We start from the raw sequence: 25,861 nt of genomic DNA, 5'->3' as shown, positions 1-25,861 counted from the left end.
TCATGACGGCAGAGATTCGGCACATTGTTTTTGACATCGGCAAGGTCCTCATCCACTACGATCCCGATATCCCGTTCTCGCGGCTCATTCCGGATGCGACCGAGCGCAAATGGTTCTTCGAAAATGTCTGCACCCATGACTGGAATGTCGAGCAGGACCGCGGCCGCACCTGGGAAGAAGCCGAGGCGCTGCTGATCGCCAAGTTTCCGGACCAGGAACTCAACATTCGTGGATTCCGCAAATATTGGCACGAAATGGTGCCGCATCCCTACCAGCACAGCGTCGATCATCTCGAGCGGCTGATCGCGGAGGGCCGTGACGTGACGCTACTCACCAACTTCGCCGACGACACGTTCGACCAGGCCTCGGAGATATTCCCGTTCCTGAAGAAACCGCGTGGCGTCACCGTGTCGGCCCGTGTCGGGCTGATCAAGCCCGATACCGCGATCTATGATACGCATACGAAGACCTTCAATCTGGACCCGGCGAAAACCTTCTTCATTGACGATGCCCCCGCCAATGTCGATGCGGCCAATGCCTATGGCTGGAATGCCGTGCAATATGTCGGGCCGGAGAAGCTCGACGCGGATTTGAAGCGTTTCGGATTGCTCTGATGCCCGATTTCGATCCCATGGCGCGGCTGATCGCCTATCACGACGCCATCAACGCGCTCGATTTCGCCACGATCGAGGCAATGTTTGCCGACAACGCCGTCTATGACTCAGGCGGTCTCGGCGGTGTCGTGGAAGGTTGCGGACCCATCATGGCCGGGTTCCGCAGCTATTTCGACCTCTATCCGGATCAGGTTTCCGAGGACACTCTCATCGAACCCGTGGGCGAGCGGGCCATCCGTTCGGTCTGGAAGCTCGTCGCCACCCATCGCCTGACGGGCGAGAAGCTGATCCGCTCCGGCGAGGAGATCGTGACCTTCGACCTCGCCGGCTTGATCGTCCGGGTCGAGGTCACGGACCGCGCAGCTTAACCAAATCATGCATTTCGCTGCATCGCAGCAATTTATCCCTCGGCGTCTGTTTTCAAAGCCACCGCAATACGATAAGCCTTTCTCCAAGTTGTCATAATTCCGTGCGGGGAGAGAGGCCGGAATGACCAGATGGGTCTATGCATTCGGGGGTGGCAAGGCCGAAGGGCGCGCCGACCTCTATGAGAAGCTCGGCGGCAAGGGCGCGAACCTTGCCGAGATGAGCAGTCTCGGCCTGCCCGTGCCGCCCGGCCTGACCATCGTCACCGAGGCTTGTACGCATTACTTCCAGCACAACAAGTCGTTCCCCGATGGCCTCAAGGGCGCCGTGGTCGAGGCTCTCGGCAAGCTCGAGGATTTGACCGGCCGCAAGTTCGGTGGCAAATCCGCGCCGCTCCTGCTCTCGGTGCGCTCCGGCAGCCGCGTCTCGATGCCCGGGATGATGGACACGGTGCTCAATCTCGGCCTCAACGACGAGACTGTCGCGGCGCTCGCCGAGGATACCGGCGATGCGCGCTTTGCCTGGGATTCCTACCGCCGCTTCATCGAAATGTATGGTGGCGTGGTGATGGGCCTCGGCCAGGATGTGTTCGAGGAAATCCTTGAGGACGAGAAGGCCCGGCTCGGCCGCGAACTCGATCCTGATGTGACCGCCGAGGAATGGCAGGGGCTGGTCGGCCGTTACAAGGACATGCTGGCGGAAGAGGCGGGCACAAGCTTTCCCGAGGATCCGATGACCCAGCTCTGGGGCGCGATCGGCGCGATTTTTTCGAGCTGGAGCAATCCGCGCGCCGTCGCCTTCCGCGCCATGCACAACATTCCGTCGGATTGGGGCACGGCGGTCAGCATCCAGGCCATGGTGTTCGGCAATCTCGGCAATTCGTCGGCCACCGGCGTCGCCTTCACCCGCAATCCGTCAACGGGCGTCCGCGAACTCTATGGCGAATTCCTGGTCAATGCCCAGGGCGAGGATGTCGTGGCCGGCATCCGCACGCCGCAGAGCATCACCGAAGCCGCCCGCATAGAGACCGGCTCCGACAAGCCGTCGCTCGAAAAGCTGATGCCCGAGGCCTTCGCCGAGTTCATGGCCGTCTGCAACCGGCTCGAAGCGCATTACAAGGACATGCTCGATCTCGAATTCACCATCGAGCGCGGCAAGCTCTGGATGCTGCAGGTTCGGACGGGCAAGCGCACTGCGCGGGCCGCACTCCGGATCGCCGTCGATATGGTCGAGGAAAAGCTGATCAGCGAGCCCGAGGCCGTCGATCGCATCGATCCGGCGAGCCTCGACCAACTCCTGCACCCGACGATCGATCCGAACGCCCGCCGCGATATCATCGGCCAAGGCCTGCCGGCCTCACCGGGGGCGGCGACCGGCGAGATCGTCTTCACCTCGGAAGGCGCGATCGCAGCCAAGAAAGAGGGCCGCAAGGTCATTCTCGTCCGCACCGAGACCAGCCCCGAGGATATCCACGGCATGCACGCCGCCCAGGGCATTCTCACCACCCGCGGCGGCATGACCAGCCATGCGGCCGTGGTCGCCCGCGGCATGGGCCTGCCCTGCGTCTGCGGCGCCGGCGCGCTGCGTGTCGACATGCGCAACCGCGAACTCGTCACCAAGGGCATGAAGCTCAGCGAAGGCGACATCATCTCGATCGACGGCTCGTCGGGTCATGTGCTGAAGGGCGCGCAGCCCATGCTGCAGCCCGAGCTTTCGCGCGATTTCGAGCGGATCATGGGCTGGGCCGACAAGATTCGCCGCATGCGGGTGCGCACCAATGCCGAGACGCCATCCGACGCCCGCGCCGCCCGCTCCTTCGGCGCCGAAGGCATCGGCCTTTGCCGCACCGAGCACATGTTTTTCGAGGGCGACCGCATCGACGTGATGCGCGAAATGATCGTTGCGGACAATGTAGAGGATCGGCGCACGGCACTCGCCAAGCTTCTGCCGATGCAGCGCGCCGACTTTGTCGAACTGTTCGAGATCATGCACGGCACGCCGGTGACCATCCGGCTGCTCGACCCGCCGCTGCATGAATTCCTGCCAAAGGCCGACGACGAGATCGACGAGGTCGCCAGGCGCATCGGCATGGACCCGACCACTTTCCGCGAACGTATCGATGCGCTGCATGAGTTCAACCCGATGCTCGGCCATCGCGGCTGCCGGCTGCATATCTCGCATCCCGAAATCGTTGAAATGCAGGCCCGCGCCATCTTCGAGGCCGCCGTCGAGGCCGCGCTCAAGACGGGTGCGGCTGTGGTGCCCGAAATCATGGTGCCGGTCGTCGGCCTCAAGACGGAGCTCGATTACGTCAAGGCCCGCATCGACGAGGTCGCCACGGCGGTGATGGCCGAAACCGGCATGGTGATCGAATACCTCGTCGGCACGATGATCGAGTTGCCGCGCGCGGCCCTCCGCGCCCACGTTATCGCCGAGGTCGCCGAGTTCTTCTCCTACGGCACCAACGACCTGACCCAGACCACGTTCGGCATGTCGCGCGACGACGCCTCGGCCTTCCTGCCGACCTATATCCAGAAGGGCATCATCGAGCGCGACCCCTTCGTCAACCTCGATTTCGACGGCGTCGGCGAACTGATCAAGATCGCCGCCGAACGCGGCCGCCGCACCAGGCCGGGCCTCAAGCTCGGCATCTGCGGCGAGCATGGCGGCGACCCGAGTTCGATCGCATTTTGCGAGGAATCGGGGCTGGATTATGTGTCGTGCTCACCGTTTCGCGTGCCGATTGCCAAGCTCGCGGCGGCACAGGCGACGATTAGGGTGGGAAGAGACAGATAGTTTGCAACTGAAAAATAGTTGCAAATCTATTTGAATCGCTCAAGCAATGCCGTGGCCCATTTCCGTACAAGGATCTGGTGCGATTGCTGGCAGGCCTCGGTTACGACGAAACATCGACGGCTGGCGGAAGCCGGCGCCGGTTCGTGCACGAGGCAACAGGCCATGTGATCAGACTGCACGAGCCGCATCCCGGCAACGAGATCAAGGAATATATGGTCAGGCAGATCAGGACGCTGCTGGTCGAGCGAGGACTTATATGAAGACGATTCCCTACAAGGGTTATCAGGCCTCCGTCGAATATAACGACGGCACGCTCTATGTGAAAGTCCTGCATATTGACGATTTGCTGATCGCCGAATGCGACTCGGCGTCGAATGCTCAAAAAGCCATGCAGGAACTGGTCGATGCCTGTCTTGACGATTGTACTGAACTCGGACGAGAGCCGACGAAGCCCTTCAAGGGCACATTCAATGTTAGGGTTGGCCCGGAACTGCACAAGCGTGCAGCTATGAATGCTGCGGAAGAGGGTGTTTCACTCAACAGTTGGGTTCAGTCCGCCGTCGAGGAGAAACTGGCGTCTTGAGAAATCAGGCGTGCACGCGCCTGAGCGTATTCAGCAAACCATCCGGATCGTCATCGATCAACAGCAGATACGCGCGCAGTGCCTGAACCGGCCGCACCCTGCCTTGCTCCCATTGCTTGACCTGATCGAGCCCGAACCCGAAGGCGGAGGCAAAATCCTTCTGCGTCATGCCGGTCTTGGTTCTGATCGCCTTTACATCCAGCTCTGCGGGAACATGCAGCTTGTATGGCGCCGCCTCGTCGCGGGCGACGGATAGCGCCTCGTTCAGCCCTTCACTGATCTGATCAAAAACGGTTTTGGTCATGTTTTTGCTCCGGGCTTCAATCGTTCGACGCGTCGCGAATATGTTTGCACGATCTGCTCCGTGATTATCTTCAGTCCATTTCTCTCGGCCTTGTCGAGATTGACCTTCTGACTTTTGCCGAACACCGTCAGCAGAAACACGGGAAGGTCGACTCCGCTGAAGAAAGTAATCACACGGACGCCACCGCTTTTGCCCTTGTTATTGCCGCGAATGGCAAAGCGTAATTTTCTGCAGCCACCCGTGCCCTGCATTTCCTCGCCGGCCTCGGGATTCTGAGAAAGATAGCTCACGAGGTCGGCAACATCATGATCTGACATGCCCGATGCGAGCGCTGCCTTCCGGAAACTATGGAGCTCGCACACGGTTTGCATGCAGAGACTATGTAGGTAATTTACGCACAAAGTCAACCGGAATGGCTGTCAGAGCGCTTGCGTTTCCTCGGTTCTCGGCCGCGCTATCCATATCCCGCCAAGGATAATCGCACCCCCGATAGCCTGCAGCACCGACACAGGCTCGTTCTGCAGCACCCAGGCAAAACCCGCCGCCGCGACGGCTTCGAGGAAAATCACCAGCGACGAAAACACCGTCGGCAGCCGGCCGAGTGCGACGGAGAGCAGGCCCTGTCCTCCGGCATGGCTGACCAGCGCGAGTGCCAGCAGCACGCCCCAGCCCTTGGCCGAATGCGGCATGATATTGCCTTCGACCACCAGCGCCGCGACAAGCAGGATCGCGATGGTGATCAGGCTCATCTCGAAGGTCACGCGGGCCGCACCCGTATCCTTGCGCGCAGCGCCGACGGCGAGGAAATAGAGGCCGAAGAACACGCCGGTGCCGATCGCCAGCGCATCGCCGACCGCGCGGGCAGCGTCGAGGCCGAGGCTCTGGGAGATCAGCGTGGTGCCGCCGACCAGGCAAAGGCCGAGCCCCACGAGTGTCGAGTGCGAGACCCTTTGCTTCAGGACCAGCCAGCCGAAAATGACCACCCAGATCGGCGCCATTGTGGCGAAGAAGGTGGCGTTGGCAATGCTGGTCTTCATGATGGCGAGGTGCCAGAGAAGCAGGTCTCCGGCAAAGAACAACCCCGTCAGCAGGATTGGCAGAGACCAGCTCTTGCCCTTGCATTGCCCCGGCTGGCTCTCCTCCGCCCGCATCCAGATCCAGAGAACGGGCACGGCCAGAAACACGCGCCAGAAGGCGCTTGAAAGCGGTCCGACATCGGCAAAGCGCACCAGGCTCGGCGATATGCTCATGGCGAGTGCCGCGCCGAGCAAGGCGAGCATGCTGATGAGGAACGTGGAACGGCCTTGAGAAGAGACTTCTGAGAGTGGGGACATTGCTTGATCGGAGGGACCTGGGAGGAAAATGCAGTGCCTTCCATAGCGGTCACATCAGGCAATGCAAGCCCGGCGGGCGAGGAATTGGCACTGTCGCCGTTCAGGCGACCTGCGCCATTTCCGCGCCATCCCCCGCATCCAGTCTCCGCAGCCTTGCCGCATCACGCGCAGGCGAGATGCCGAACTCCCTTGCGTATTCGCGGCCGAACTGCGTGGCGCTTTCATAGCCGACGGAAAAGGCAACCCGCGCCACATCGCCCGCTTCGGCAATCAGCCGGCGCCGCGCCACGTGCAAACGCAGCCGCTTCTGGTACTGGACCGGGCTCAACGCCGTCACCGCCTTGAAATGGCGATGGAAGGCTGAGGCGCTCATGCCGGCGCGGGCGGCGAGATCCTCGACCTGGAAGGGTTGGGCCAGATTGTCGCGAATCCAGCCGATCGCGCAGCGCACCTGGCCGAGTCGGCTGTCGCCGGTGGCGAGCTGGCGCAGCATGCCGCCGCAGGGCCCACCGAGGAGGCGATAGATGATCTCGCGCTCGATCAGCGGCCCGAGCACGGCAATGTCTTTCGGCGAGTCGAGCAGGCGCAGCAGCCTCAGCCATGAATCGAGCAAATCAGGCGTCACGGGCGCAAGGCCGAAGCCGGAGCCGGGATCGGTTGATGCTGGAGGTACATTGTCTTTCATGCTGAGCAGGACGTCGGAGATAACAGTTGCGTCGAACTTCAGCGTGATCGAAAGATAGGGCCGGTCAGGCCCGGCACGATAGATTTCGCCTGTCGCCGGTACGTCGATCGTGGAGATAAAGTAACTCGGTTGCTCGTAATGCAGCGCCCGGTCGCCGATCAGGATGCATTTGGCGCCTTGCAGGATCAGGCAGATCATCGGCTCGCAGAAGGCGGGCATCGGACCGGTCGTGGCCTCGCAGTGGTCGCAGCGGGAAATGGCGACGCGCGGAATCGTTGTTTCCGTTTCGCGGCTTTTCGAATGGGCGAGCGCCAGCTGGCGCATTTCCGTGATCGTGTCTTGCATCACCATCACATGGCAATCGCAGTTTTAGCAGTCAAGCGCCACCCGATTCTTGGGCGAAGATTTGACAGGATTGGGCAGGAATCCGCCACGATCCGGCTCACGCCCCGCCGCCGTCACACACCATTTTCCGCTTCGTCTTCAACAGGAGTATGGACAATGACGACGACGAAAACAGCTTTGGTTACCGGCGCCAACAGGGGCATCGGCCACGAAATCGCGCGACAGCTGGCTGAATCAGGTCACGAAGTCTGGCTTGGCAGCCGCGACGAGAAGCGTGGCGAGGAGGCCGCGGCAAAGCTTCGGGCCAAGGGCCACAAGGTGCATGTGTTGCCGCTCGACGTGACCGACGATGCGAGCGTTGCGGAGGCCGCGAAATCGCTAGCCACCCAGACCGGCAAGCTCGACGTGCTGGTCAACAATGCCGGCATCGCCGAGGGCTTCGATTACGCCCCCGATGAAGAGCCGATCGCCAATGTGAAACAGGTCTACGAGGTGAATGTCTTCGGGCCGATCCGCGTAACACAGGCCTTCGTCCCCCTGCTCAAGGCGGCATCGGGTGCACAGGTCGTGATGATCAGCAGCGAACTCGGCTCGATCTCATCCTTGCTCGATAGCGGCAGCGAGTTCCATGGCGTCAATGCGCTGGGTTACAACAGTTCGAAGACGGCGCTCAATGCCGCCACGATCTCGTTTGCCAAGGCGCTCGAGCCGCATGGCATCAAGGTCAACGCCGTCGATCCAGGCTTTACGGCCACTGATATGAATGGCGGACAAGGCTATCGCAGCGTGGCACAGGCGGCGGAAATTCCCATTGCGCTCGCCAACAACAAGATGAACGGCGTCACCGCCGCCTTCCTCAATCACAACGGCAAGCTGGGTTGGTAAGGTTCTGAAACTGAGGTTCGGCGCGTCAATGCGCGCCGATCTTCTCCAACTGCTGAAGCACATCGACGAAGGCTTCGGCAAAGCTGGTGAGATGCTCGGGCTGGCCGTCGGCGAGTTGCACCGATGTTTCGACGCCGTCATCGGCGAGGACCACGAAGGCGAGACTTTGCTCTTCGGCGCCCGCATAGGCGAGCCGGATCGCTGCGACGCGACCCTTGCCGTCCGGCTTGTCGCCATGCGGCAGTTCAAACAGGAATTCACCGTCGAGCGGCATCAGCGCGGCCTTGATGGCATCGGCAAAGACAGGATGGGTTTCGAGCAGCATTTCGAGGCCGAGGCCCAGTTCGATGAATTCGACCGGTGTCGATTTGCCAGCCGAAAGCGTGCCCTTGGCTGTTGAAGGGACAATTGCCTGGTTCTCGGGTGTTGTCTGCATAACAAAAACTCCTGCTCAACGCCCCCGCGCGGGGGAAGAGTCATTGGAAAGATTGGCGAAATTGCGGCGCCCCCGATTTGGCGCGTTGACAGGGCGATTCATCGCATGGTTGGTTGTGCCATAACGCCATTGCGTTCCGAACCAAAAATGGTACAAATGGGCAATGAACTCGAACGCATTCCGCTGCTTTTCTGGCGATCTTCATCCGGCAACGAGCCGGTCAGGGACTGGCTGAACGAACTCCCGCGCGACGACCAAAGGGTGGTCGGGCGGGATCTGGCAAAGCTGCAATATGGCTGGCCGATCGGAATGCCAATCTGCCGATCGCTTGGAAGTGGCTTATGGGAGGTTCGATCATCATTGCCTTCGCGCCGTGAGGCGCGGGTGGTCATCACGTTCCGGCAGGGAAAGCTGATTGCACTTTCTGCCTTTATCAAGAAGACGCAGGCGACACCGAAGGCGGAACTGCAACTCGCATTGGAACGACTGAAGGCATTGAAGAATGACAAATGACGACAACGCTCATATCGGCTCCTCCTTCGAAAGCTGGCTCGACGAGAAAGGCTTGCTGGAGGACGCGACATCCTTCGGCATCAAGGAGGTCATCGCCTTTCAGATTTCCCAGGAGATGAAAGCAAAGGGCATCAGCAAGAGCCGGATGGCGGAGATGATGCGGACCAGCCGCTCGCAGGTCGATCGCCTCCTGGATCCGGAGAACAATAGCGCGACGCTGGAAACATTGATGCGCGCCGCTCGGGTACTGGGGCGGGATCTCCGCTTGGAACTCGTTTGATGGCAAAAAACCGAGGAGTGCCGCCGCTCAGGCAGGGCGCTGTTGTGCCGCCGCCCTTGCGGTCGTTGCTCGATCAGGCAGGCCGGTTGCTCTCCGCAGGCAAAGCGGCCGAGGCGTTGCCGATCGTCGAGAAGGCTGTGGCACTGGCGCGGGCCAATCCTGAGGCGGCGCATATGCTTGGGGTCTGCCATTTGCAGGCCGGAAACCTTGCCGCTGGCATCGAGGCGCTCAAAAAGGCAGTCATGCTGGCGCCTGCCAATGTTGCGATCCTCAATCATCTCGGTGTTGCGCTCTGCCAGTCGGGCAAGGTCGCCGAGGGAATCGCCGCGCTTCAGAGGGCTGTGAAGCTTGCCCCGGCATTCGGCGAGGCGCGCAACAATCTGGCGCATGCGTTCAACGAAGCCGGTGATCATGCCGCCGCCGCGCGCGAATACCGTGAAGTGACAGTGCTCGCGCCGCAACTCGCGCAGGCATGGCAGGGGCTGGCATCGGCGTTGCACAAGTCCGGTGATGTCCAGGCGGCGCTGGCGGCGTCGCGCGAGGCGGCCGAGCGCTTTCCGGGGCACAGCGGTTTTCGAGCCAGCATTGGTCGGATACTGATGGATCTGAGGCAGCGGGATGAGGCCGAGGCGGCATTCCGCAAGGCGCTGGCCCTGGACCCCGCCAATGGTGATGCCGCCAACAATCTTGGCACGTTGGTCGAGGAGCGCGGGCAGCATAAAGAAGCGCTGGCGCTCTACGAGCAGGCGACGAAAACGCGACCGAATCTCGCGGACGCCTGGTTCAATCTCGGCAATGCGAGGGAGAAGACCGGTGATCTCACCGGCGCGCGTGATGCCATTTCCCGTTGCCATGCATTGCGCCCCACCAGCGCCAGGACGCTCTCGGCGCTCATCTCGATCTGCCGCAAGCTCTGCGATTGGGATGGCATCGACGTTCAGGTAGAGACCTTGCGGCAACTGGTCATGGCCCCGGCGTTCGTCGACAACATGGACGATGGCCCGCCGCCCTTCGGCCTGCTGAGCCTGATGGTCGATGGCGCGACGCAATTGCGCGCCGCCGAAGCGCATGGACGGCAGACCATGAAGAAGGCTGCGGCTTGGGCCGCCGAAGCCGGCGACCATGTGCCGGTCTCGAAGCCGGCAGGCGGCCGAGTCCGCATCGGCTATCTCTCCCCGGATTTCCGCGAGCATCCGATCGCGCAACTGATGGCCGGTGTCATCGAAAACCACGATCGCACGCGCTTCGAGATTTCCAGCTGGTCGCTCGGTCCGGATGACGAGAGCGCCTATCGCAAGCGCATCGTCGCGGCCTCCGATCGCTTCGAGGACATGAGGGAGCTCGACATCGCGGCGTCCGCACGGCTGATGCGCGAGGCGGAGCTCGATATCGTCGTCGATCTCGCCGGTTATACGGCGCATGCGCGGCCCGAGGTGCTGGCCCTCCGCGTCGCCCCGGTGCAGGTCAATTATCTCGGCTATCCTGGCACGATGGGCTCGCCCTTCATGGATTTCGTCATCGCCGACCCTGTTGTCGCGCCCCTCGGTTCAGAGGTCGATTTCAGCGAGAAAGTCATCCGCCTGCCGGATTGCTACCAGGCCAACGACGACCAAGCGCCGATCGATCCTGCACCCGTGACGCGGGCGGAATTCGGCCTGCCCGATGATGCCTTCGTTTTCTGCTCCTTCTCGATGAACTACAAGATCGATGCCGCTGTGCTGGATGGCTGGGTCGCGATCCTGAACCGGGTGCCGCAATCGGTGCTCTGGCTGTTCCGCACCGATGCCGCAGCCGCCGAGAACATCGCGGCGGAAGCCAAAAAACGCGGGCTCGATCCCTCGCGGCTGATCTTTGCCGACCGGCTGCCGAAGGCGAAACATCTCGCCCGCCACCGGCTGGCCGACCTGTTTCTCGACACATTCGCCTATGGTGCCCATACCACGGCCAGCGACGCGCTGTGGGCCGGGCTGCCGGTGCTCACTTTGCGCGGCGATACGTTCGCCAGACGCGTCGGCGCCAGTATCGTCACCGCGGCGGGTATGCCCGATCTGGTGACAGAAAGCGTTGCGGATTACATCGACCGGGCCGTCGCCATCGCCTCGACCGAGGGCGGTTCTGCGGCGCTGAAGCAGCGGCTCACGGAAAACATCCCGTCCTGCGCGCTCTTTTCCACAGCCGCCATTGCCCGCAATCTGGAAGCAGCGTATCTCGGCATGATCGAGAATCCGGGCCAAAGAGGCATGCATGACCGTCCGCTTTGAGCGCCCCGTGTCGCGGGCAGCTTTCCTCTCCCGCAGGCTCGCCGTCTTCGCCTTCCTCATGTTCGTCGCCGCCTGGGGCCTGCACCGCTTCGGCCCGTTCGACACGCCGTCCTTCCTGGCCGTGGCGGTGGCCGCGGGTGTCATCGCGGCGCTGGCGGTCTATATGGCGCTGATCGGCATCGCTGCACTCTGGTTCAAGGGCGCGCGCGGCGGCAAGGCGGCCACCACCGCACTCTTCTTTTCCATCCTGCCGCTTTCGTGCTTCTGCATCGCGGGGTTCAATTACCTCAACCTGCCGCATATCTACGATGCCTCGACCGATCTCGCCAACCCGCCGCAATGGATCGAAGCACCGCCCGAGGACACATCCTGGCTCGGCCCGCGCAAGCCGGTCAGCGCCGCCGATCGCCAGGCGCAACTCGCCAAATGGCGCGACCTGACCGGCCGCCGTTACGAAGGCGCGCTCGACCGCGTCTACACGGCAGCGCGCAAGGTGGCGATGGATCAGGGCCTTGCGATCAAGTTCGAGCGCGGCGCGCCTGAATTGGCGCTGCAGGAACTGCCCGCCGACCAACAGGCAAAGACCGATGACGTGGTGCCCGATGCACTCGATGTACCGGTTCCCCTGCCGCGCCCCGAAAACTTCGGCGTGGATGAAAACGCCCTGCCGCGGGGCGAACCCTCGATCCAGGGCGAAAAACGTACCCTCGTCTTCGGCTTCCGCCAGGATGTGCTGATCAGGCTGCACGAAGAAACGGAAACCACGCTGGTCGATGTCCGGGTCGCATCGCGCTATGGCGATCACGATCTCGGTTCAGGCGTTGCTTTCATCGAGAAATATCTCAGGGCGCTCGATGCCGAATTGCTCGGCATCGCGGGCGATTAGGCCGCAAGCCGGGAGATCACCGTGGAATCCTTGGTCGCCGTGCGCAGTTCCGGAATCAAATTGGCAGGCCGTTCGAGCAAGCCATTGATCGCCCGGTAAAATCCGGTCGGCGAGCCCGCGCCGCCGACATTGTCTTCGACATAGAGATCGCTGCCGAGCAGCCCGGTATAGACTCCGCCCTCGCGTCGCACCGCGAATTCCGGCTGAAAATATTGGAGGAATTTGGCCCCCTTCCAACCGGAAAATGCATCGCGGAAGCCCTCTGCGATCAGGTCGAAATCGGCCCGCTCGTCGAACTTGTTGCAATAGGCGGCGCATGCGCGGGCAAAGTTCGGCTCCCAGCCCGGCAGGCCGATGCCGTGTTTCACGCGCATGAACTGCTGCACCTGGGCGACGCTGGCCGGCATGCCGAGCATATTATGGAAGGGGAAATCCTTCATCCAGGGATCGCGATCGTGGTCGCGGCCGATCTCCGACTTGAAGCGTTCGATCGCCTCGCTGAACAGTTTCGGGTTCCACGCCGCCGCCGTATTGCTTTCCGGACAGGTGCCGAAGATCGAGAACGGCCGGCGACAATAGACGAAGCTTTTTCCGAGCGCCGCATTCTTCAGGGCATTGTCGTAATCGATCGTCGGATGCTCGAAATAACGGCCGCCGAAGCGCGCCTTCACCCGTTCGAGCAGATCACGCGAGATCGCGGAGTGGTAGACCGAGAAACCGCAGGTCAGCGTCACGCCGGCATCGTCCCAGCGATAGGCGCGGCGGAAGATCAACTGCTGCGGCATGTCATGGAAGGTCGCTTCCAGCGGCACCTGCACATTGCCCGGCCGCTTTTCCGGCGTGACCCAGTCGTATTTCAGGTTCGACCATGCGAAGGCCTCCAGCCCGGGTTTCAGGGCCCGGGCGATATCGAGCGCATCGACCAGGTCGGGATCGATCAAATCATCATCGCCGATCACGCTGACCCAGGCGCCGGTCGATGCCGCCACCGTCCGCTCCCAGTTCTCCTGCATCGAATAAACGCGTGGACCGGCGGGCAGGTATTTCACCCTGGTGTCGGAAACACCGGATATGAACCCGTCCATGATCTCAGGGTCGTCGGAATTATCGGCCAGCACGAATTCCACGTCCGGGCGCGGGTTTTCGAGGAGAAAACGAACCGTCTCCTTGAAATAGCGCTGACGGTTGCGCGAGGGCACGCAGATGGAAAGGGTGGGCACGGTCATGACCCGCCCAGACTTAGCGGAGAGGTCTTTCGCGAGGCTTGATGGCTTCTATAGACGGTTTCGATAGAGCCACGGAAACAGCCGCCACCATTGGAGATATCCCAGCACTGCATGGACCGGCGTCATCGCGAACAGGACTTCGGCAGGTGTCGCAAAGCCGGTATAAATGCCGACCGAGCCGGTCACGGCCGCGATGATGCCCAGTGGAAAGGTCAACACCGCGTGCGCGACATTGCCCAGCGAGATCATGACGAGCTCATCGCCGGGATAGAAGAGGGACGCCACAACGCTGCCCATTCCGGCCAGGAACACGGCCAAGACATAAGCCGTCTTGTAAAAGAGCATTCCGAATCCCTTCACCGCAAGATGGCGCAATCAAGAGCACGCGATGTCATTCGTCACGAAGCAATTTAACGACCCACAGGACGAACGCTGTGGCGAAAAAGACAGTTCCAAAGACGAAAATACCTAGCAGACCCCAGTAACCGACAGGATTGTGATATCTATGGAGCGGAAGCCATCCGCCACTGAACTTATCAAACAACCAGATGATGTCGGTTTTTATGGCTCGCACTGAAACATAACCGCACCATAGAGAAAATGCCAATCCAATCAGTGCAAGAACCGGTTCTGGAAGCCGCCGGATCATCGTCTAACTCCTATCTCCAAGGATGGTTCATGTCGTCCGAGCTATCAGCAACATCGGCTGAAGATGTGCAAGAGTGTATTGCCGCATGGCCAGCCGTTGTAACGCTGGGTGGACGAACCCCCTCCAGTCTGTCAGAAGACCCGCAGGACGCGACTGCCGTTAACTTAAGAACGGGGTCGGGCTGCTGATTGACGTCAGGCGGCTGCCGCGAGATCACGCAGGCCGTCCCAAGATCTCAGGCCGCCTCATATTCTCCGTCCAGCGACGGCGGCCCGGCCGAGAGTATCTCGCCGCGCGCCGAAAGATCCTCGATATGAGCGAGCACGGAAAGTGCTGCCGCGCCATGTAGCTTCGGATCGGTACTGCGATATATCGCCGCCACCATGTCGGCGATCTTGCGGTCACCGCTCCGGATCCGTTGGAGAATGGTGCGTTCGCGCATGCGCCTGTGGGCGCGCAGGGCCCTGACGAAGGCGGGCGGATCCTCGACCGGGCCGCCATGACCGGGGAAATAGATCCGGTCGTCGCGCGCAAGCAGCATGTCGAGTGATGCCATATAGTCCGCCATCGAGCCATCCGGCGGCGCCACGATCGAGGTCGACCACGCCATGACATGATCGGCCGAGAAGACAATTCCGGTGCCATCAAGCGCGAAGGCGGCATGGTTGGCGCAGTGGCCGGGGGTCAGGAGCGTCTCCAACACCCAGCCGTCGCCGGAAATCCTGTCACCATGCATGACCTTGATATCAGGTCGGAAATCCATGTCGGAACTCTCGGCGAAAGGATTGACCTCGCCGTGAAACAGCGGCCGGGCAGGGCGGTGCGGCCCTTCGGCGACCGTCCTGGCGCCGGTCATTTCCTTGAGCTTCCTGGCCAACGGCGAATGATCGGTATGGGTATGGCTGACCGCGATATGGGTGACCTTGCGGCCTCTCAGCGCCTTCATCAGCGCCTGCCAATGAGCGGGGTTGTCAGGGCCGGGATCGATCACGCAGACCGATTTTCCGCCGACGATATAGGTATTGGTGCCGTGGAAGGTAAACGGGCTGGCATTCGGCGCGGTGATACGTTCGACAAGCGGCGCTACCGGCACGGCCTCGCCATGGGCAGGGGTAAAATCCAAAGAAAATTCCAGCTCTTCGCTCACTTGTATTCGATCTCGATGAAGGACATGAAGTCGGTCCCCCCATTGACGACATTATGCGCCACGCCGGCCTCGCGGCGATAGACCTGGCCCCTGGCCATATCGACCCGGCGCTCGCCCGCCTCTTCCTCCAGCAGGAACTTGCAGTCGGTCATCGGCACCACGACATAGCCCATGCCATGCACATGGTGGCCGGTATCGGCGCCGGGCACGAAATCCCAGCGCGTCACGCGCACAACGGCATCATCGAGGAGAATGGTGGGTTCGGCAGGCGGGCGGGCTTTGAAACCGGGCATGTGGCACTCCAAATCGTGACCTGGACTTTAGGGCTTTGGCGTGTAGGGTAAAGTCACAAATTCTTGTGACGGCATTGCGGCCCGTGATGGAAAAGATAGGGCCGCCGGCCGTGCGCGGATCACAAGCGGCCACACAGCGTAACGGCGGACGGGCCTGCCGTACGTCCCTGCCGCTTTTTCTGCGATAGCCGTTGCTTGGTCAAAACGCATTTGCTATGAGGCGGCCTGTACCGCGCCGGGATGGTTGATTTTCCCGGCACATCAGTTGGGGCGTAGCCAAGCGGTAAGGCAGTGGTTTTTGGTACCGCCATCCCTGGTTCGAATCCAGGCGCCCCAGCCAGGTCTATATTTATCAATATTGTCAATAAGATAAAAATCTTTACCCGTGAGCAACCGGAACTGTTTTCCGGCAAGCTTCGCGATGGATAATTTCCCGGTCCACAGGTTGTGCAGGCATGCTATCAACCCTCATCAACAATGGATGGTGCATAGCCATATGAGTCGTCTGGACAGTTTCATTATGCGCATGCAGGCGCAACGCGATGTTCTCAATCACATCGCGGACAACGGCTGGGTTCCCATGGATGGCCTTATTCTGGAAGTGGGCCTGGGAAATGGGCGGACATACGACCACCTTCGCGAGAAGTTCACCACGCAAAGAATAGTCGTATTCGATCGGTCGGCACACACGCATCCAGCGTCGGCGCCTTCGGAAGAAGACATGGTTCTCGGTGAGATCAGCGAAACCATCAGGCAATTTGCTGGAGCGGACGCTACGCTCGCGCATGTCGATATCGGCACGTTCTTTGCCGATACCGACGCTTTGACCCTGACCTGGCTTCCGGATTCAATTGTCGCTGTGCTTGCTCGAGGCGGTCTTGCCGCCAGTGGCCTTCCGTTGGAGCATGATATGCTTCAACCGCTACCCCTGCCTTCGGGGGTGGTTGACGGACACTGCTACTTCTATCGCAGAACATAGTGGGGCGTGTCGCAAGATTGCGGGCAGGACGCGTCCTGCAATGAGGCGGCCTGTACCGCGCCGGGATGGTGGAGTTTTCCCGGCACATCAGTTGGGGCGTAGCCAAGCGGTAAGGCAGTGATTTTTGGTACCGCCATCCCTGGTTCGAATCCAGGCCCCAATCTTTTTATCCATTGAAATCGATGCTTTGTAAGTGTCTGCGTACCTCGCTTAGCACGGCGTTTCGTACCTGACGGTTCACCGCAAAGCCGAGCCTTTGCTGGTTCGCTATTTCTACTTGCGACTCCGCATGCAATTTGCCATTGCATCGAGGCGCGTATTCATGGGGGCCAATTTGGAAGAGCTTGCAATTCGATATCTCATGCTGGTCGCAGTCTGGCAAAAGACGATTGTTATTTCGCTCACAGCAGCGGGTTTCATCATGGCACTGGTGGCGTATCGAAACAGAAGCTGGTCCATAAGGAGAGTACCCTACTTCATTCTCGCGACTGCAACTATACTGGTTGTATCAACCTTCTCATTCGCTTGGCTCCTGACCTACAAGGCAATGGCGAACGGAATGCTTTGGTTACTTACACTTCTTGTTTTCCTTGGCGCAGTTTTGGGCGGCCACGTGCTTGGGGCACTTGCGCATGCGCGGTCTGTCAACGGCTATGGCAGCGGCAAGGCCGCCTGGCTAGGCATGGTTCCATTGCTGAACTTGGTATTGCTATTCGTAGAGCCGGTCGAAAGGGCCGAAACGCGTTGGGCGGGGCCTATAGTCAGTTTCTTGGGAACGATGCTAGGCATCGCTCTTTTTTTCTCTAGCGGATTTATTCAAGCGCTCAGTGTAATGGAAGTGGAACGTCTAGCGCACCAAGCTGCGATGGACCCCTCCTTCAAGGATCTGGGTCTAAAAATGCTTATCGTTTCGCAGGGTCTTGACGTGATCTTGGCGAAGGACGCGTCAACGGCGAAGCCGATACGCATCGACAACGAAATGACCCTTAGGCAGGTTCAAGCGACTGGCACTCACCTGCGATACATCTATGAATTTACTGGTAGTCCGGACAATCTTTCAGGGGCTTATCGCCAGACGCTTACACGATCAAACTGCATTTCACTTCATGGCTACATTGAAGCTGGGGCGACGATCGAGCATCAGTTTCTTCGGCCCGACGGGACTGAGGCGGACCTGGTAACCATTCCTCCCTCGGCCTGTGGATACTAGCCGCCGGAGGTCGTTATTGGACTGGTTGGAGCCGCTTAAGCCGATGCCGCCGAGCTCCTTGGCCAGCGCCTCCCCTTGCCGGAGAGGCGAAGATCGCGACCTTATGGCCGTCGCCGTACGGTCGCCTCGCACCACCACTCACCCTTGTTAGCCTGCGAAGCATGATATAAAGAGATCATTATATCTCTATATCAGGAGCTGGAATTGCCCTTACCCTTGTTCGCATTGTTTCTGGCTGCGTTTGCGTTCGGCACGACCGAGTTTGTCATCGCGGGCATTCTGCCGGAAGTGGCAGTCGGATTGGGTGTTTCCATTCCATTCGCCGGCTATCTGGTCTCTGGTTACGCGCTGGGTATTGCGGTCGGCGGGCCGCTGTTGACCATGGCGACACGAAGCGTTTCTCGACGTGCCATTCTCATAGCCCTTACGATCGCCTTCTGCCTGGGGCAGATCGCCTGCGCGCTCGCGCCCAGTTTTGCCACCATGCTTGCTTTCCGCGTTGCCACTGCGGTCGCCCATGGTGCGTATTTCGGCATTGCGATGGTCGTTGCGGTCAGCCTCGTTCCGCAGGCGTTTCGAGGTCGCGCAGTGTCCGTGATTCTCGCTGGCTTGACGGTCTCGAACATCATCGGCGTACCTGCCGGCGCGGCGATCGGTGGGCTTTGGGGATGGCGAGCCACATTTTGGGCAATGGCTTTGGTCGGCGTCCTGGCATTGGTCGCCATATGGACGCTGATCCCGCAAACGAAATCCGAGACTCAGCATTCGGGTCATCTGGGGCGTGAAGTGCGCGTGCTTGGCCGCCAGCAGGTTTGGACCTCTCTCATCCTCATGCTTGCTCTGATGATCGGGCAAATGGTGCCTTTCACCTACATCACGCCTCTCTTGCGGGAAGTGACGGGCCTTGATGCCATGGTTATTCCCTGGATACTCCTGCTCAATGGCGTCGGAGCGACACTGGGTGTTTTCATCGGTGGCCGGCTGTCGGACTGGAAGCTGATGCCATCGCTCATCGTGATGCTTGCAATCCAGGCCGCGGTGAGCGTCACCCTTTATCTGGTCAGCCCCTATCCCGTGCCGATGGCCGCGACGATTTTCGTTTGGGGTGCTCTGAATTTCGCGATCGGCACCCCGATTCAGGCCCGTATTCTGATGTGGACCGCCGATGCGCCAAGTCTGGCTTCCTCGCTCATTCCATCGGGGTTCAATATCGGCATTGCCATTGCAGCAGTCGTGGGAGCGGTTCTGCTCGAGGGTGGATATGGTTATCGCAGTTTGCCCGTGCTGGGGGCTGTAACACTTGCATTGGGCTGCCTGATTGCCATTCTCTCAGCCGCGCGCGAACACCGCAGCGCAGCCGTGCCCCCGCATCCGGCCTTGATATGATCACCGCGAGCCTATCGACGCGTTCGGTTTGAGCGGGCGCGGCGTTGCTCCAGCATGAAAGGAAATTTCCATGTTGAACAGATTGACCGCAGCAGCACTTCTGGGTCTCGTCGCGGTGACGGGCACGATCGCTGTCGCTCCGTTGGCGGGTTATGCCCAAGGGCTCAGCAACAGCCGCTATTTCCCCGAACAGGCCATCCTCGACTGGAGCGGCCAACGCTTCACCGTCAAGCGCATCGACGCACTGGGCGGACGCATCAGCGAGGAGCGCGAACGCATCTATGCCTGGGTCGATGCCTATCCCGACCTCGTACAGGCGCTGCAGCATGCCGTGATCCAAAATCGCGCGCTTGCATCGGCACTGCGAGCCCGCAGCGTCCAGCTCAGAAACGTCGTCGCCATACAACAGGCGTTCAACGGCAATCTGGTGATCTTCCTCAGATAGGTCAACGTCAGATCAATGAAGAGTGGCCCGGCAAAATACGCCGGGCTTTGCTCGCAAATAGGGCTGCTATTTGAAGTGTATTTTCGAGTTTCTCCCCCATATTGGTGAATTGAAAACCATAACCACCGTGCTAAGCATTCCAACCAGTGCAATAGGGGAGACTGAACATGGCAACTTACACAGTATTTTTTCCGGGCGGGAACTATCCGGTGGATTATGATCCCAGTATTCCCGATTTCGAAGATTTCAATCCGATGCTCGGTGAGCTTGTCGACCTTTCGACAGCGACCAGGATCGTCGATATGGCAACCAACATCACTTTTGAGCTTGCAAATGGCCTTTTTCTCAAACTCACCGGCACCGGCTTTGATTATGAGTTGAGCGAGGCGGTCGGCGGCAAGATTTCCAAGATAGAGTTGATGCTGGGCGACGGGGTTACGCTCGTCAGCAGCCTGGCCGTCAATGTCTCGCTGGCGGCATTCGACGATGCCGCCGCCAGCTTCGATGGCTGGGGGGTGCAGAGCTGGCTGCTCAACCGTGCGGACAAGCTCAATGGCAGCGGTGGCCACGACGATCTCTACGGCTTTGCTGGCAATGATGTGCTCAACGGCAAGGGAGGAGACGATTTCCTCGTGGGCGGCGAGGGCAAGGACACCTATGACGGCGGCGCAGGTACCGCCGATCAGCTGAGCTTCGCCGATTCACGCGGAAATCCGAATGCCGTCGGCGGCATTGTGCTGGACGCTGCCAAGGGCACGGTGACCGATACTTTCGGCAATGCCGAGACCTTCAAGAATATCGAAGATTTTCGCGGCTCGCAGTTCGCCGATTCGATGAAGGGGTCCGGTCGCGATGAAAGGTTCATGGGCATCGGCGGCCGCGACACGATCGACGGCAGGGGCGGTTTCGACATCGTCCGCTATAACCGCGACGAGAACCAGGGCGGGCTGGGGATCGGCATTTTCGCCGATCTCGAGGACGGCAGGGTGACGGATGGCTTCGACAGGACCGACAAGGTATCCAACATCGAGGGCGTGATAGGAACGAATTACATCGACGTCCTCACGGGCAACGCCAAGGACAACTTTCTGCGCGGCGAGGACGGCGACGACACGATCTCTGGTGGTGCCGGAAACGATGAACTGGTCGGTGGCGGCGGTTCGGAGATCTTCATCTTCGATACCGCGCTCAACGAGGAAAGCAATGTCGACAGCATCCAGGATTTCGACGTGTCGGACGAACTGATCCAACTCGATGTCACGATCTTCACCGCGTTCTCCGGCGGGGGAACGCCCATTGCCGAAGAATTTCTTCTGGTTGGAGAAGGCGATGACCTGGCGGCTACGACGGCCGAACAACGCCTCATCTATGACTCGGTCAACGGCGACATCTACTATGATGCCGATGGAAGTGGCGTAGGCGCGATGACGCGCTTCGCGCATGTCGAGGCGGGCCTCTTGCTCACCAATGAAAACTTCATCGTCCTCTGACGATAGCAAAGATCCCCGCAAGCCGGCGCTTGCGGGGGGCTTTCAGTTGCTGCGATTGCAGCGGGAGATTGCAGTCGCTCGATTGACGGCGATGTGCTAAAATCACTTGTCGCACGAGAGAAACTCTTCCGGACCGGCATGGGTTGCTGGCCTGTCGCGAGCAAATCCGGGCGCGGGCAAAGGAGGTTCCCATGTTGCACCGTCTGGCTACAATCGCATATATCAGCTTTGCCTCGCTGACCGGCACTGCGGCCCTCCTGCCGGTGGCCGTCCACGCGCAGGCGCTCGCCAACAGCCGCTATTTCCCGCAAGACGCCATTCTCGAGTGGAACGGCGAGCGCTACAGCATTCGGCGCATCGACGATCTGCCGCTGGGCAGCGACGAATACATCCGCATCGACAACTGGATGAGGGTTTATCCGGATCGCGTCGAGGCGCTTCAGGCCACGGTCATCGAAAATCGCGGGCTGGCAGCCGCGCTGCGTGCCGAGGGTGTGCAGATCAACAATGTCGGCGGCATCCAGCAGGCGCTGAACGGCGGTCTGGTCATCTTCCTGCGATAGCGCGGCTCGCCTCAGCGAACATAATAGACCGTCCTGCCGCTCGAGAACCGGTCCACACCTATGACGTTACGGATCTGAATGTTCTTGGCGCGCAGCTGGGCCACGGCGTTCCGATCACCATTGATGTCGGCCTGCACTGCGGCGACGCGGGACCTGGTGGCCTTGGCCTCGATAGCGGCCCGCTCGCCGTCGTTGGAAATCTGGCTGACGTATATGATCCTGACGGCGTCGCGCGCGAGCACGGGAGCCGGGGAGACGAACAGGAATGTGAGTGGCAATACAAGAAATGCCAGGAGAAACCGCCGCATGATAGCCTCCGGGAACAGGCGAAGCCCGCTGTCGGACTCTACCCAGTACATTCAGCTTATCTTATGATACCTAGAGTGGTCTAGGGTCGAGTCTTCACAACTGCGTGTCATGGTAAGAGAAGTCCGGTCGACCATCGGCCGACCGGCTCCGCTTGCGTCAGGCGGCCGACTTGTCGCGCACCGGCAGACGCCAATTCGGCCGGATGAAGTGGCAGGTATAGCCGTTCGGGATCCGCTCCAGGTAATCCTGGTGCTCCGGCTCGGCTTCCCAGAAATCGCCGACCGGCTCGACTTCGGTCACCACTTTGCCGGGCCACAGGCCGGAGGCGTCGACATCGGCGATCGTATCGAGTGCGACACGCTTCTGTTCGTCGCTTTCGCAATAGATCGCCGAGCGGTAGCTTGATCCCCGGTCATTGCCCTGCCGATCCTTGGTCGAGGGATCATGGATCTGGAAGAAGAACTCCAGGAGCCTGCGATAGCTGAGCTTCGACGGATCGAAGATGATCTCGATCGCTTCGGCATGGGTGCCATGGTTGCGATAGGTGGCGTTCTTCACATCGCCGCCGGAATAGCCGACGCGGGTATCGACCACGCCGTCCATGCGGCGGATCAGTTGCTCCATGCCCCAGAAGCAGCCGCCTGCGAGCACTGCGCGTTCAGTCGTCATGTCACGTCCTCCACCTGGTTGAGGTAATCACCATAGCCTTGGCTCTCCATGTCGTCACGATGGACAAAGCGGAGTGAGGCCGAATTGATGCAGTAGCGCAGGCCGCCACGATCGCGCGGGCCATCGGGAAACACATGGCCGAGATGGCTGTCGCCATGCTTCGAACGGACTTCGGTGCGCACCATGCCATAGGTCGCATCGCGCAGCTCGGCGACGTTCGCGGGCTCGATTGGCTTTGTGAAGCTCGGCCAGCCGCAGCCTGAATCGAATTTGTCCGACGAGGCGAACAGCGGTTCGCCCGAGACGATATCGACATAGATGCCGGGCTTCTTGTTATATTCGTATTCGCCGCTGCCCGGGCGCTCGGTGCCGTTCTGCTGGGTGACCCGGTACTGCTCGGGTGTGAGGCGGGCAATGGCTTCCGCACTCTTCTGATAGGATGGCAATTGATCCTCCAAACCTGTTGCTTGATTTCGGATAGTGCCAATATAGGCTCTCGATCGGCATAAATCATCTGCGATCACGAAGGTTTCAGAACCGCGTGAGGGAAGGGGGAGACGATGACACTCAAGGCATTCAGCGAAATCCGCGAACGGGCCGAGGCGCGCAAGGGCAAGGCTGCGATCGAAGAGCGGCTCAAGAATTACCTCAGCCGGTCGGGTAGCGATATCGGCAGCGACGACCGGCTGCTGGCGGAGATGGCGAAGTACATTTTCTCGTCGGGCATTTCCTGGAAGGTGGTGGAGAGCAAATGGCCTGGAATCGAGGATGCCTTCCTCGGCTTCGATCCGAACCTCCTCAACATCCAGCCCGACGACTTCTGGCACGACCTATTGAGTGACAAGCGCATCATCCGCCACGGCGCCAAAGTACAGGCGATCCGCAGGAATGCCGCCTTCATCAGCGATCTCGCACGGGAACATGGCAGTGCCATGAATTTCCTGCTCGATTGGCCTTCGACCGATCTCGTCGGTCTCTTCGAATTCCTCAAGAAACGCGGCGACCGGCTGGGCGGCCATACGGGTCAATACGTGCTGCGCGCCATCGGCAAGGAAAACTTTGTGATCTCGCGCGATGTGGCGGCCTGCCTGAGGGAGGCCGGTGTGGCCATCACCGGCGACGGCTCGGGCAAGGCCGAACGCAAGGCGATCCAGGCGGCATTCAATGAGTGGGCGAAGGAGACGGGCCTGCCGATGTCGCATCTCTCGGTGATTGCGGCGCAGTCGATCGACAGCCATTAGAGCGCTTAATTGCTAATATTATCGCTTCCGCGTACTGTCTTTAAGGCGGCTGCCGGGCGTCGACTGGCGGCAGCGCATATCCTGAGAATCGACAAGATCGAGTAAGGCGAGCATATGGCCGAGTCGCGAAAGCTGGCGGCGATCCTGGCTGCCGATGTCGTCGGGTTCAGCCGGCTGGCCGGCGCGGACGAGGACCGGACGCTTGCGCGATTGCGGACCCTGCGCAGTGACCTGATCGATCCGACCGTCGCCGTGCATGGCGGCCGCATTGTCAAGCGCACGGGCGATGGCGCCATCATCGAATTCCGCAGTGTGGTCGATGCCGTGCGTTGCGCCATAGAAATCCAGAGCGCGATGGTCGAGCGCAATTTCGGACTGCCGGAGGATCGCCGCATCGAATTCCGCGTCGGCATTCACCTTGGCGACGTCGTGGAGGAGAGCGACGGCGACCTGATGGGCGACGGCGTCAACATCGCCGCACGGCTGGAGGGGGTTGCGGAACCCGGCGACATCTGTCTTTCGGAGGACGCCTATCGGCAGGTGAGGGCACGTCTCGATCTTGCCATCAGTGATCTGGGGGAAACCACGCTCAAGAACATCGCCGAACCGATGCGCATTTACAGCGTCCATGTCGGCGGAGCCGCCCGGCCTCGGCCGGCGGCCCAGGCGGCGGTCGTACCGGCCAGCCCGGCACATCTCGAAAAACCGTCGATAGCCGTGCTTGCCTTCAACAACATGAGCGGAGACGCCGAACAGGAATATTTCTCCGACGGCATCAGCGAGGATATCATCACCGATCTCTCGAAGCTCGGCGAACTGCATGTCATCGCCCGCAATTCGTCCTTCGTCTACAAGGCAAGCCCGGTCTCGATACCGGAGGTCGCCCGGGCATTGGGGGTCCGCTATGTCCTGGAGGGCAGCGTCCGCAAGGCAGGCAACCGTGTCCGGGTCACCGCGCAATTGATCGACTCGATTGGCGGCGGGCATGTCTGGGCCAATCGCTTCGATCGTGATCTCTCCGACATTTTCGCGATCCAGGATGAACTGACGCAGGAAATCGTCGCGGCACTCAAGTTGAAGCTTATCGCTCCGAAAACGGGGGGCGGAACGCAGCGGCCGCCGATCGATGTCGAGGCATATCAACTCTATCTGCGTGCCCGGGAGCAAACATGGCAGCATACGAAAAGCAACAACGCCTTTGCGCTCGACCTGTTGCAGCGCGCGGTCCAATTGAGTCCCTGTTATGCCGCGGCGCATGCTCAAATCGCTTTCATCCATGCGAACGGATACATTATGGGATCGTCCGACGATCCGGACAAATCGCTGGAGAAAGCGTTGGAAATCGCTGCGCGGGCCATCGAGATGGACCCGGATGAGCCCCAAGCCCATTTTGCGCTCTCCGTTGCATTGACCTGGAGCCGCGACCTCGACCGGGCGCTGGCCGAGGCCAGGTGCTGCGTGGCACTTTCACCAAACTCGCCCGAGGGTCACCTCGCTATGAGCCAGGCTCTGAAGTTCTCCGGCGATCCGGCCGGCGCGCTCGAAACCCTTGAAGCGTATATGCGGCTGGACCCGCTGTATCCGGAGATAACGCTCTACTTCATTGCCGAGGCTCGCTTCGCGCTCGGTGAATTTGCCACTGCGGTCGATGTGCTCAAGCAGCGGCTCGATCGAAACCCGAATTCCGAGACATCCTATGCCCTGCTCGCGTCGAGCTACGGTCATCTTGGCCGGATGGATGAAGCGAAGGCAGCCTGGGCACAGGTTTTCAGGATCGATCCCAACTTCTCCATCGAGCGCCGTCGCCGGGTTCTGCCTTTCAGGAACCCGGAAGAATTCGAAATCCGCGTCGAGGGCCTGCGCAAGGCGGGGATCGTGGAGTAGGGCGGGCAGTTGGTGCTGGGCGATGGGGGGCCCGGCCGCGCGATCTTTATTCAACGTTAAGGCTTAGAAGATTTGGTTGTGC

General features: G+C 60.5%; 31 protein-coding genes and 2 tRNA genes. 20 read left to right on the top strand and 13 right to left on the bottom strand.

Annotated features, from left to right (window positions below):
- Window positions 1–2 precede the first annotated feature (2 nt).
- The 5 genes from ACSQ26_RS15850 to ACSQ26_RS15830 all read left to right on the top strand — a co-directional run bounded on the left by ACSQ26_RS15850 (window position 3) and on the right by ACSQ26_RS15830 (window position 4,359).
- The gene (locus ACSQ26_RS15850; protein ID WP_436010414.1) at window positions 3–614 is read left to right on the top strand and encodes an HAD family hydrolase; all 612 of its coding nucleotides are present in this window, start codon (window positions 3–5) and stop codon (window positions 612–614) included.
- Window positions 614–982, top strand: a complete 369-nt coding sequence (locus ACSQ26_RS15845) for a nuclear transport factor 2 family protein (RefSeq protein ID WP_436010412.1) — start codon at window positions 614–616, stop codon at window positions 980–982. The genes ACSQ26_RS15850 and ACSQ26_RS15845 overlap by 1 nt, the downstream gene beginning before the upstream one ends.
- Window positions 983–1,103: 121 nt before the next feature.
- Entirely contained in the window at window positions 1,104–3,776 is a 2,673-nt protein-coding gene (gene ppdK, locus ACSQ26_RS15840) for a pyruvate, phosphate dikinase (protein WP_436010410.1), read from the top strand.
- 77 nt (window positions 3,777–3,853) lie between these two features.
- Window positions 3,854–4,036, top strand: coding sequence for a type II toxin-antitoxin system HicA family toxin (locus ACSQ26_RS15835; protein WP_436010408.1), 183 nt, complete (start codon window positions 3,854–3,856; stop codon window positions 4,034–4,036).
- Window positions 4,033–4,359, top strand: coding sequence for a type II toxin-antitoxin system HicB family antitoxin (locus ACSQ26_RS15830; protein WP_436010406.1), 327 nt, complete (start codon window positions 4,033–4,035; stop codon window positions 4,357–4,359). Before ACSQ26_RS15835 ends, ACSQ26_RS15830 begins: the two co-directional genes overlap by 4 nt.
- 4 nt (window positions 4,360–4,363) lie before the next feature.
- On the opposite strand, the gene ACSQ26_RS15825 is transcribed toward ACSQ26_RS15830, so the two are convergent.
- The 4 genes from ACSQ26_RS15825 to ACSQ26_RS15810 form a co-directional block, all read right to left on the bottom strand.
- The gene (locus ACSQ26_RS15825; protein WP_436010404.1) at window positions 4,364–4,663 is read right to left on the bottom strand and encodes a helix-turn-helix domain-containing protein; all 300 of its coding nucleotides are present in this window, start codon (window positions 4,661–4,663) and stop codon (window positions 4,364–4,366) included.
- The gene (locus tag ACSQ26_RS15820) at window positions 4,660–5,034 is read right to left on the bottom strand and encodes a type II toxin-antitoxin system RelE/ParE family toxin (RefSeq protein WP_436010402.1); all 375 of its coding nucleotides are present in this window, start codon (window positions 5,032–5,034) and stop codon (window positions 4,660–4,662) included. Before ACSQ26_RS15820 ends, ACSQ26_RS15825 begins: the two co-directional genes overlap by 4 nt.
- 48 nt (window positions 5,035–5,082) lie before the next feature.
- Window positions 5,083–5,997, bottom strand: a complete 915-nt coding sequence (locus tag ACSQ26_RS15815) for a DMT family transporter (protein ID WP_436010400.1) — start codon at window positions 5,995–5,997, stop codon at window positions 5,083–5,085.
- Between the two features lie 100 nt (window positions 5,998–6,097).
- Entirely contained in the window at window positions 6,098–7,027 is a 930-nt protein-coding gene (locus ACSQ26_RS15810; protein WP_436010398.1) for an AraC family transcriptional regulator N-terminal domain-containing protein, read from the bottom strand.
- Between the two features lie 156 nt (window positions 7,028–7,183).
- Here ACSQ26_RS15810 and ACSQ26_RS15805 point away from each other — a divergent pair, with 156 nt between their 5' ends.
- Window positions 7,184–7,912, top strand: a complete 729-nt coding sequence (locus tag ACSQ26_RS15805) for an SDR family oxidoreductase (RefSeq protein ID WP_436010396.1) — start codon at window positions 7,184–7,186, stop codon at window positions 7,910–7,912.
- A gap of 25 nt (window positions 7,913–7,937) precedes the next feature.
- On the opposite strand, the gene ACSQ26_RS15800 is transcribed toward ACSQ26_RS15805, so the two are convergent.
- Window positions 7,938–8,348, bottom strand: a complete 411-nt coding sequence (locus ACSQ26_RS15800; RefSeq protein WP_436010394.1) for a hypothetical protein — start codon at window positions 8,346–8,348, stop codon at window positions 7,938–7,940.
- Between the two features lie 156 nt (window positions 8,349–8,504).
- Here ACSQ26_RS15800 and ACSQ26_RS15795 point away from each other — a divergent pair, with 156 nt between their 5' ends.
- From ACSQ26_RS15795 to ACSQ26_RS15780, 4 genes are read left to right on the top strand one after another with little or no spacing between them, the layout of a single operon-like run.
- The gene (locus ACSQ26_RS15795) at window positions 8,505–8,861 is read left to right on the top strand and encodes a type II toxin-antitoxin system RelE/ParE family toxin (protein ID WP_436010392.1); all 357 of its coding nucleotides are present in this window, start codon (window positions 8,505–8,507) and stop codon (window positions 8,859–8,861) included.
- Window positions 8,851–9,141 carry a helix-turn-helix domain-containing protein gene (locus ACSQ26_RS15790; RefSeq protein WP_436010390.1) on the top strand — a complete coding sequence of 97 codons (291 nt, stop codon included), beginning with the start codon at window positions 8,851–8,853 and terminating at the stop codon, window positions 9,139–9,141. The genes ACSQ26_RS15795 and ACSQ26_RS15790 overlap by 11 nt, the downstream gene beginning before the upstream one ends.
- A complete protein-coding gene (locus ACSQ26_RS15785) occupies window positions 9,141–11,402 on the top strand; it encodes an O-linked N-acetylglucosamine transferase family protein (protein ID WP_436010388.1) in 2,262 nt (753 codons plus the stop codon). The genes ACSQ26_RS15790 and ACSQ26_RS15785 overlap by 1 nt, the downstream gene beginning before the upstream one ends.
- The gene (locus ACSQ26_RS15780; RefSeq protein WP_436010386.1) at window positions 11,386–12,288 is read left to right on the top strand and encodes a DUF1499 domain-containing protein; all 903 of its coding nucleotides are present in this window, start codon (window positions 11,386–11,388) and stop codon (window positions 12,286–12,288) included. Before ACSQ26_RS15785 ends, ACSQ26_RS15780 begins: the two co-directional genes overlap by 17 nt.
- Here the strand turns inward: ACSQ26_RS15780 and ACSQ26_RS15775 are convergent.
- The 5 genes from ACSQ26_RS15775 to ACSQ26_RS15755 form a co-directional block, all read right to left on the bottom strand.
- Window positions 12,285–13,514: a glycosyltransferase family 2 protein gene (locus tag ACSQ26_RS15775; RefSeq protein ID WP_436010384.1), complete on the bottom strand. Its 1,230-nt coding sequence runs from the start codon at window positions 13,512–13,514 to the stop codon at window positions 12,285–12,287. The genes ACSQ26_RS15780 and ACSQ26_RS15775 overlap by 4 nt on opposite strands.
- A gap of 48 nt (window positions 13,515–13,562) precedes the next feature.
- Window positions 13,563–13,859 carry a hypothetical protein gene (locus tag ACSQ26_RS15770; protein WP_436010382.1) on the bottom strand — a complete coding sequence of 99 codons (297 nt, stop codon included), beginning with the start codon at window positions 13,857–13,859 and terminating at the stop codon, window positions 13,563–13,565.
- Window positions 13,860–13,905: 46 nt separating this feature from the next.
- Window positions 13,906–14,163, bottom strand: coding sequence for a hypothetical protein (locus ACSQ26_RS15765; protein ID WP_436010380.1), 258 nt, complete (start codon window positions 14,161–14,163; stop codon window positions 13,906–13,908).
- A gap of 235 nt (window positions 14,164–14,398) precedes the next feature.
- Window positions 14,399–15,298 carry an MBL fold metallo-hydrolase gene (locus ACSQ26_RS15760; RefSeq protein WP_436015292.1) on the bottom strand — a complete coding sequence of 300 codons (900 nt, stop codon included), beginning with the start codon at window positions 15,296–15,298 and terminating at the stop codon, window positions 14,399–14,401.
- A gap of 8 nt (window positions 15,299–15,306) precedes the next feature.
- Window positions 15,307–15,603 carry a cupin gene (locus tag ACSQ26_RS15755; RefSeq protein ID WP_436010378.1) on the bottom strand — a complete coding sequence of 99 codons (297 nt, stop codon included), beginning with the start codon at window positions 15,601–15,603 and terminating at the stop codon, window positions 15,307–15,309.
- Window positions 15,604–15,869: 266 nt separating this feature from the next.
- Between ACSQ26_RS15755 and ACSQ26_RS15750 the strand changes: the two genes are divergently transcribed.
- The 8 genes from ACSQ26_RS15750 to ACSQ26_RS15715 all read left to right on the top strand — a co-directional run bounded on the left by ACSQ26_RS15750 (window position 15,870) and on the right by ACSQ26_RS15715 (window position 21,676).
- Window positions 15,870–15,943 (top strand) — tRNA-Gln (locus tag ACSQ26_RS15750).
- A gap of 156 nt (window positions 15,944–16,099) precedes the next feature.
- Window positions 16,100–16,582 carry a class I SAM-dependent methyltransferase gene (locus ACSQ26_RS15745; RefSeq protein ID WP_436010376.1) on the top strand — a complete coding sequence of 161 codons (483 nt, stop codon included), beginning with the start codon at window positions 16,100–16,102 and terminating at the stop codon, window positions 16,580–16,582.
- Window positions 16,583–16,672: 90 nt separating this feature from the next.
- A tRNA-Gln gene (locus tag ACSQ26_RS15740) sits at window positions 16,673–16,745 on the top strand.
- Between the two features lie 126 nt (window positions 16,746–16,871).
- Window positions 16,872–17,792: a hypothetical protein gene (locus ACSQ26_RS15735; RefSeq protein WP_436010374.1), complete on the top strand. Its 921-nt coding sequence runs from the start codon at window positions 16,872–16,874 to the stop codon at window positions 17,790–17,792.
- 204 nt (window positions 17,793–17,996) lie between these two features.
- Complete coding sequence (locus ACSQ26_RS15730; RefSeq protein ID WP_436010372.1) at window positions 17,997–19,178, top strand: MFS transporter; 1,182 nt, start codon at window positions 17,997–17,999, stop codon at window positions 19,176–19,178.
- Between the two features lie 70 nt (window positions 19,179–19,248).
- Window positions 19,249–19,623, top strand: coding sequence for a hypothetical protein (locus ACSQ26_RS15725; protein ID WP_436010370.1), 375 nt, complete (start codon window positions 19,249–19,251; stop codon window positions 19,621–19,623).
- A 167-nt stretch (window positions 19,624–19,790) separates the two neighbouring features.
- The gene (locus ACSQ26_RS15720) at window positions 19,791–21,113 is read left to right on the top strand and encodes a calcium-binding protein (RefSeq protein ID WP_436010368.1); all 1,323 of its coding nucleotides are present in this window, start codon (window positions 19,791–19,793) and stop codon (window positions 21,111–21,113) included.
- 191 nt (window positions 21,114–21,304) lie between these two features.
- On the top strand, window positions 21,305–21,676 hold the full coding sequence (locus tag ACSQ26_RS15715; RefSeq protein ID WP_436010366.1) for a hypothetical protein: 372 nt from the start codon (window positions 21,305–21,307) through the stop codon (window positions 21,674–21,676).
- Window positions 21,677–21,687: 11 nt separating this feature from the next.
- Here the strand turns inward: ACSQ26_RS15715 and ACSQ26_RS15710 are convergent, their stop codons facing one another.
- The 3 genes from ACSQ26_RS15710 to msrB all read right to left on the bottom strand — a co-directional run bounded on the left by ACSQ26_RS15710 (window position 21,688) and on the right by msrB (window position 23,100).
- Entirely contained in the window at window positions 21,688–21,984 is a 297-nt protein-coding gene (locus ACSQ26_RS15710) for a hypothetical protein (protein ID WP_436010364.1), read from the bottom strand.
- Between the two features lie 157 nt (window positions 21,985–22,141).
- On the bottom strand, window positions 22,142–22,654 hold the full coding sequence (gene msrA / locus ACSQ26_RS15705; protein WP_436010362.1) for a peptide-methionine (S)-S-oxide reductase MsrA: 513 nt from the start codon (window positions 22,652–22,654) through the stop codon (window positions 22,142–22,144).
- On the bottom strand, window positions 22,651–23,100 hold the full coding sequence (gene msrB, locus ACSQ26_RS15700; protein WP_436010360.1) for a peptide-methionine (R)-S-oxide reductase MsrB: 450 nt from the start codon (window positions 23,098–23,100) through the stop codon (window positions 22,651–22,653). The genes msrA and msrB overlap by 4 nt, the downstream gene beginning before the upstream one ends.
- Window positions 23,101–23,214: 114 nt before the next feature.
- Here msrB and ACSQ26_RS15695 point away from each other — a divergent pair, with 114 nt between their 5' ends.
- Together ACSQ26_RS15695 and ACSQ26_RS15690 are read left to right on the top strand one after the other, a co-directional pair.
- Entirely contained in the window at window positions 23,215–23,895 is a 681-nt protein-coding gene (locus ACSQ26_RS15695) for a DNA-3-methyladenine glycosylase I (protein ID WP_436010358.1), read from the top strand.
- 114 nt (window positions 23,896–24,009) lie between these two features.
- On the top strand, window positions 24,010–25,779 hold the full coding sequence (locus ACSQ26_RS15690) for a tetratricopeptide repeat protein (RefSeq protein WP_436010356.1): 1,770 nt from the start codon (window positions 24,010–24,012) through the stop codon (window positions 25,777–25,779).
- The last annotated feature ends 82 nt before the right edge of the window (window positions 25,780–25,861 follow it).

Origin of the sequence: Rhizobium sp. LjRoot254 (assembly GCF_964254105.1) — a bacterium.
Classification (GTDB): domain Bacteria; phylum Pseudomonadota; class Alphaproteobacteria; order Rhizobiales; family Rhizobiaceae; genus Rhizobium_E.
Note: the sequence above shows the minus strand (reverse complement) of the source record. Positions and strands in the feature narration are given on the sequence as shown.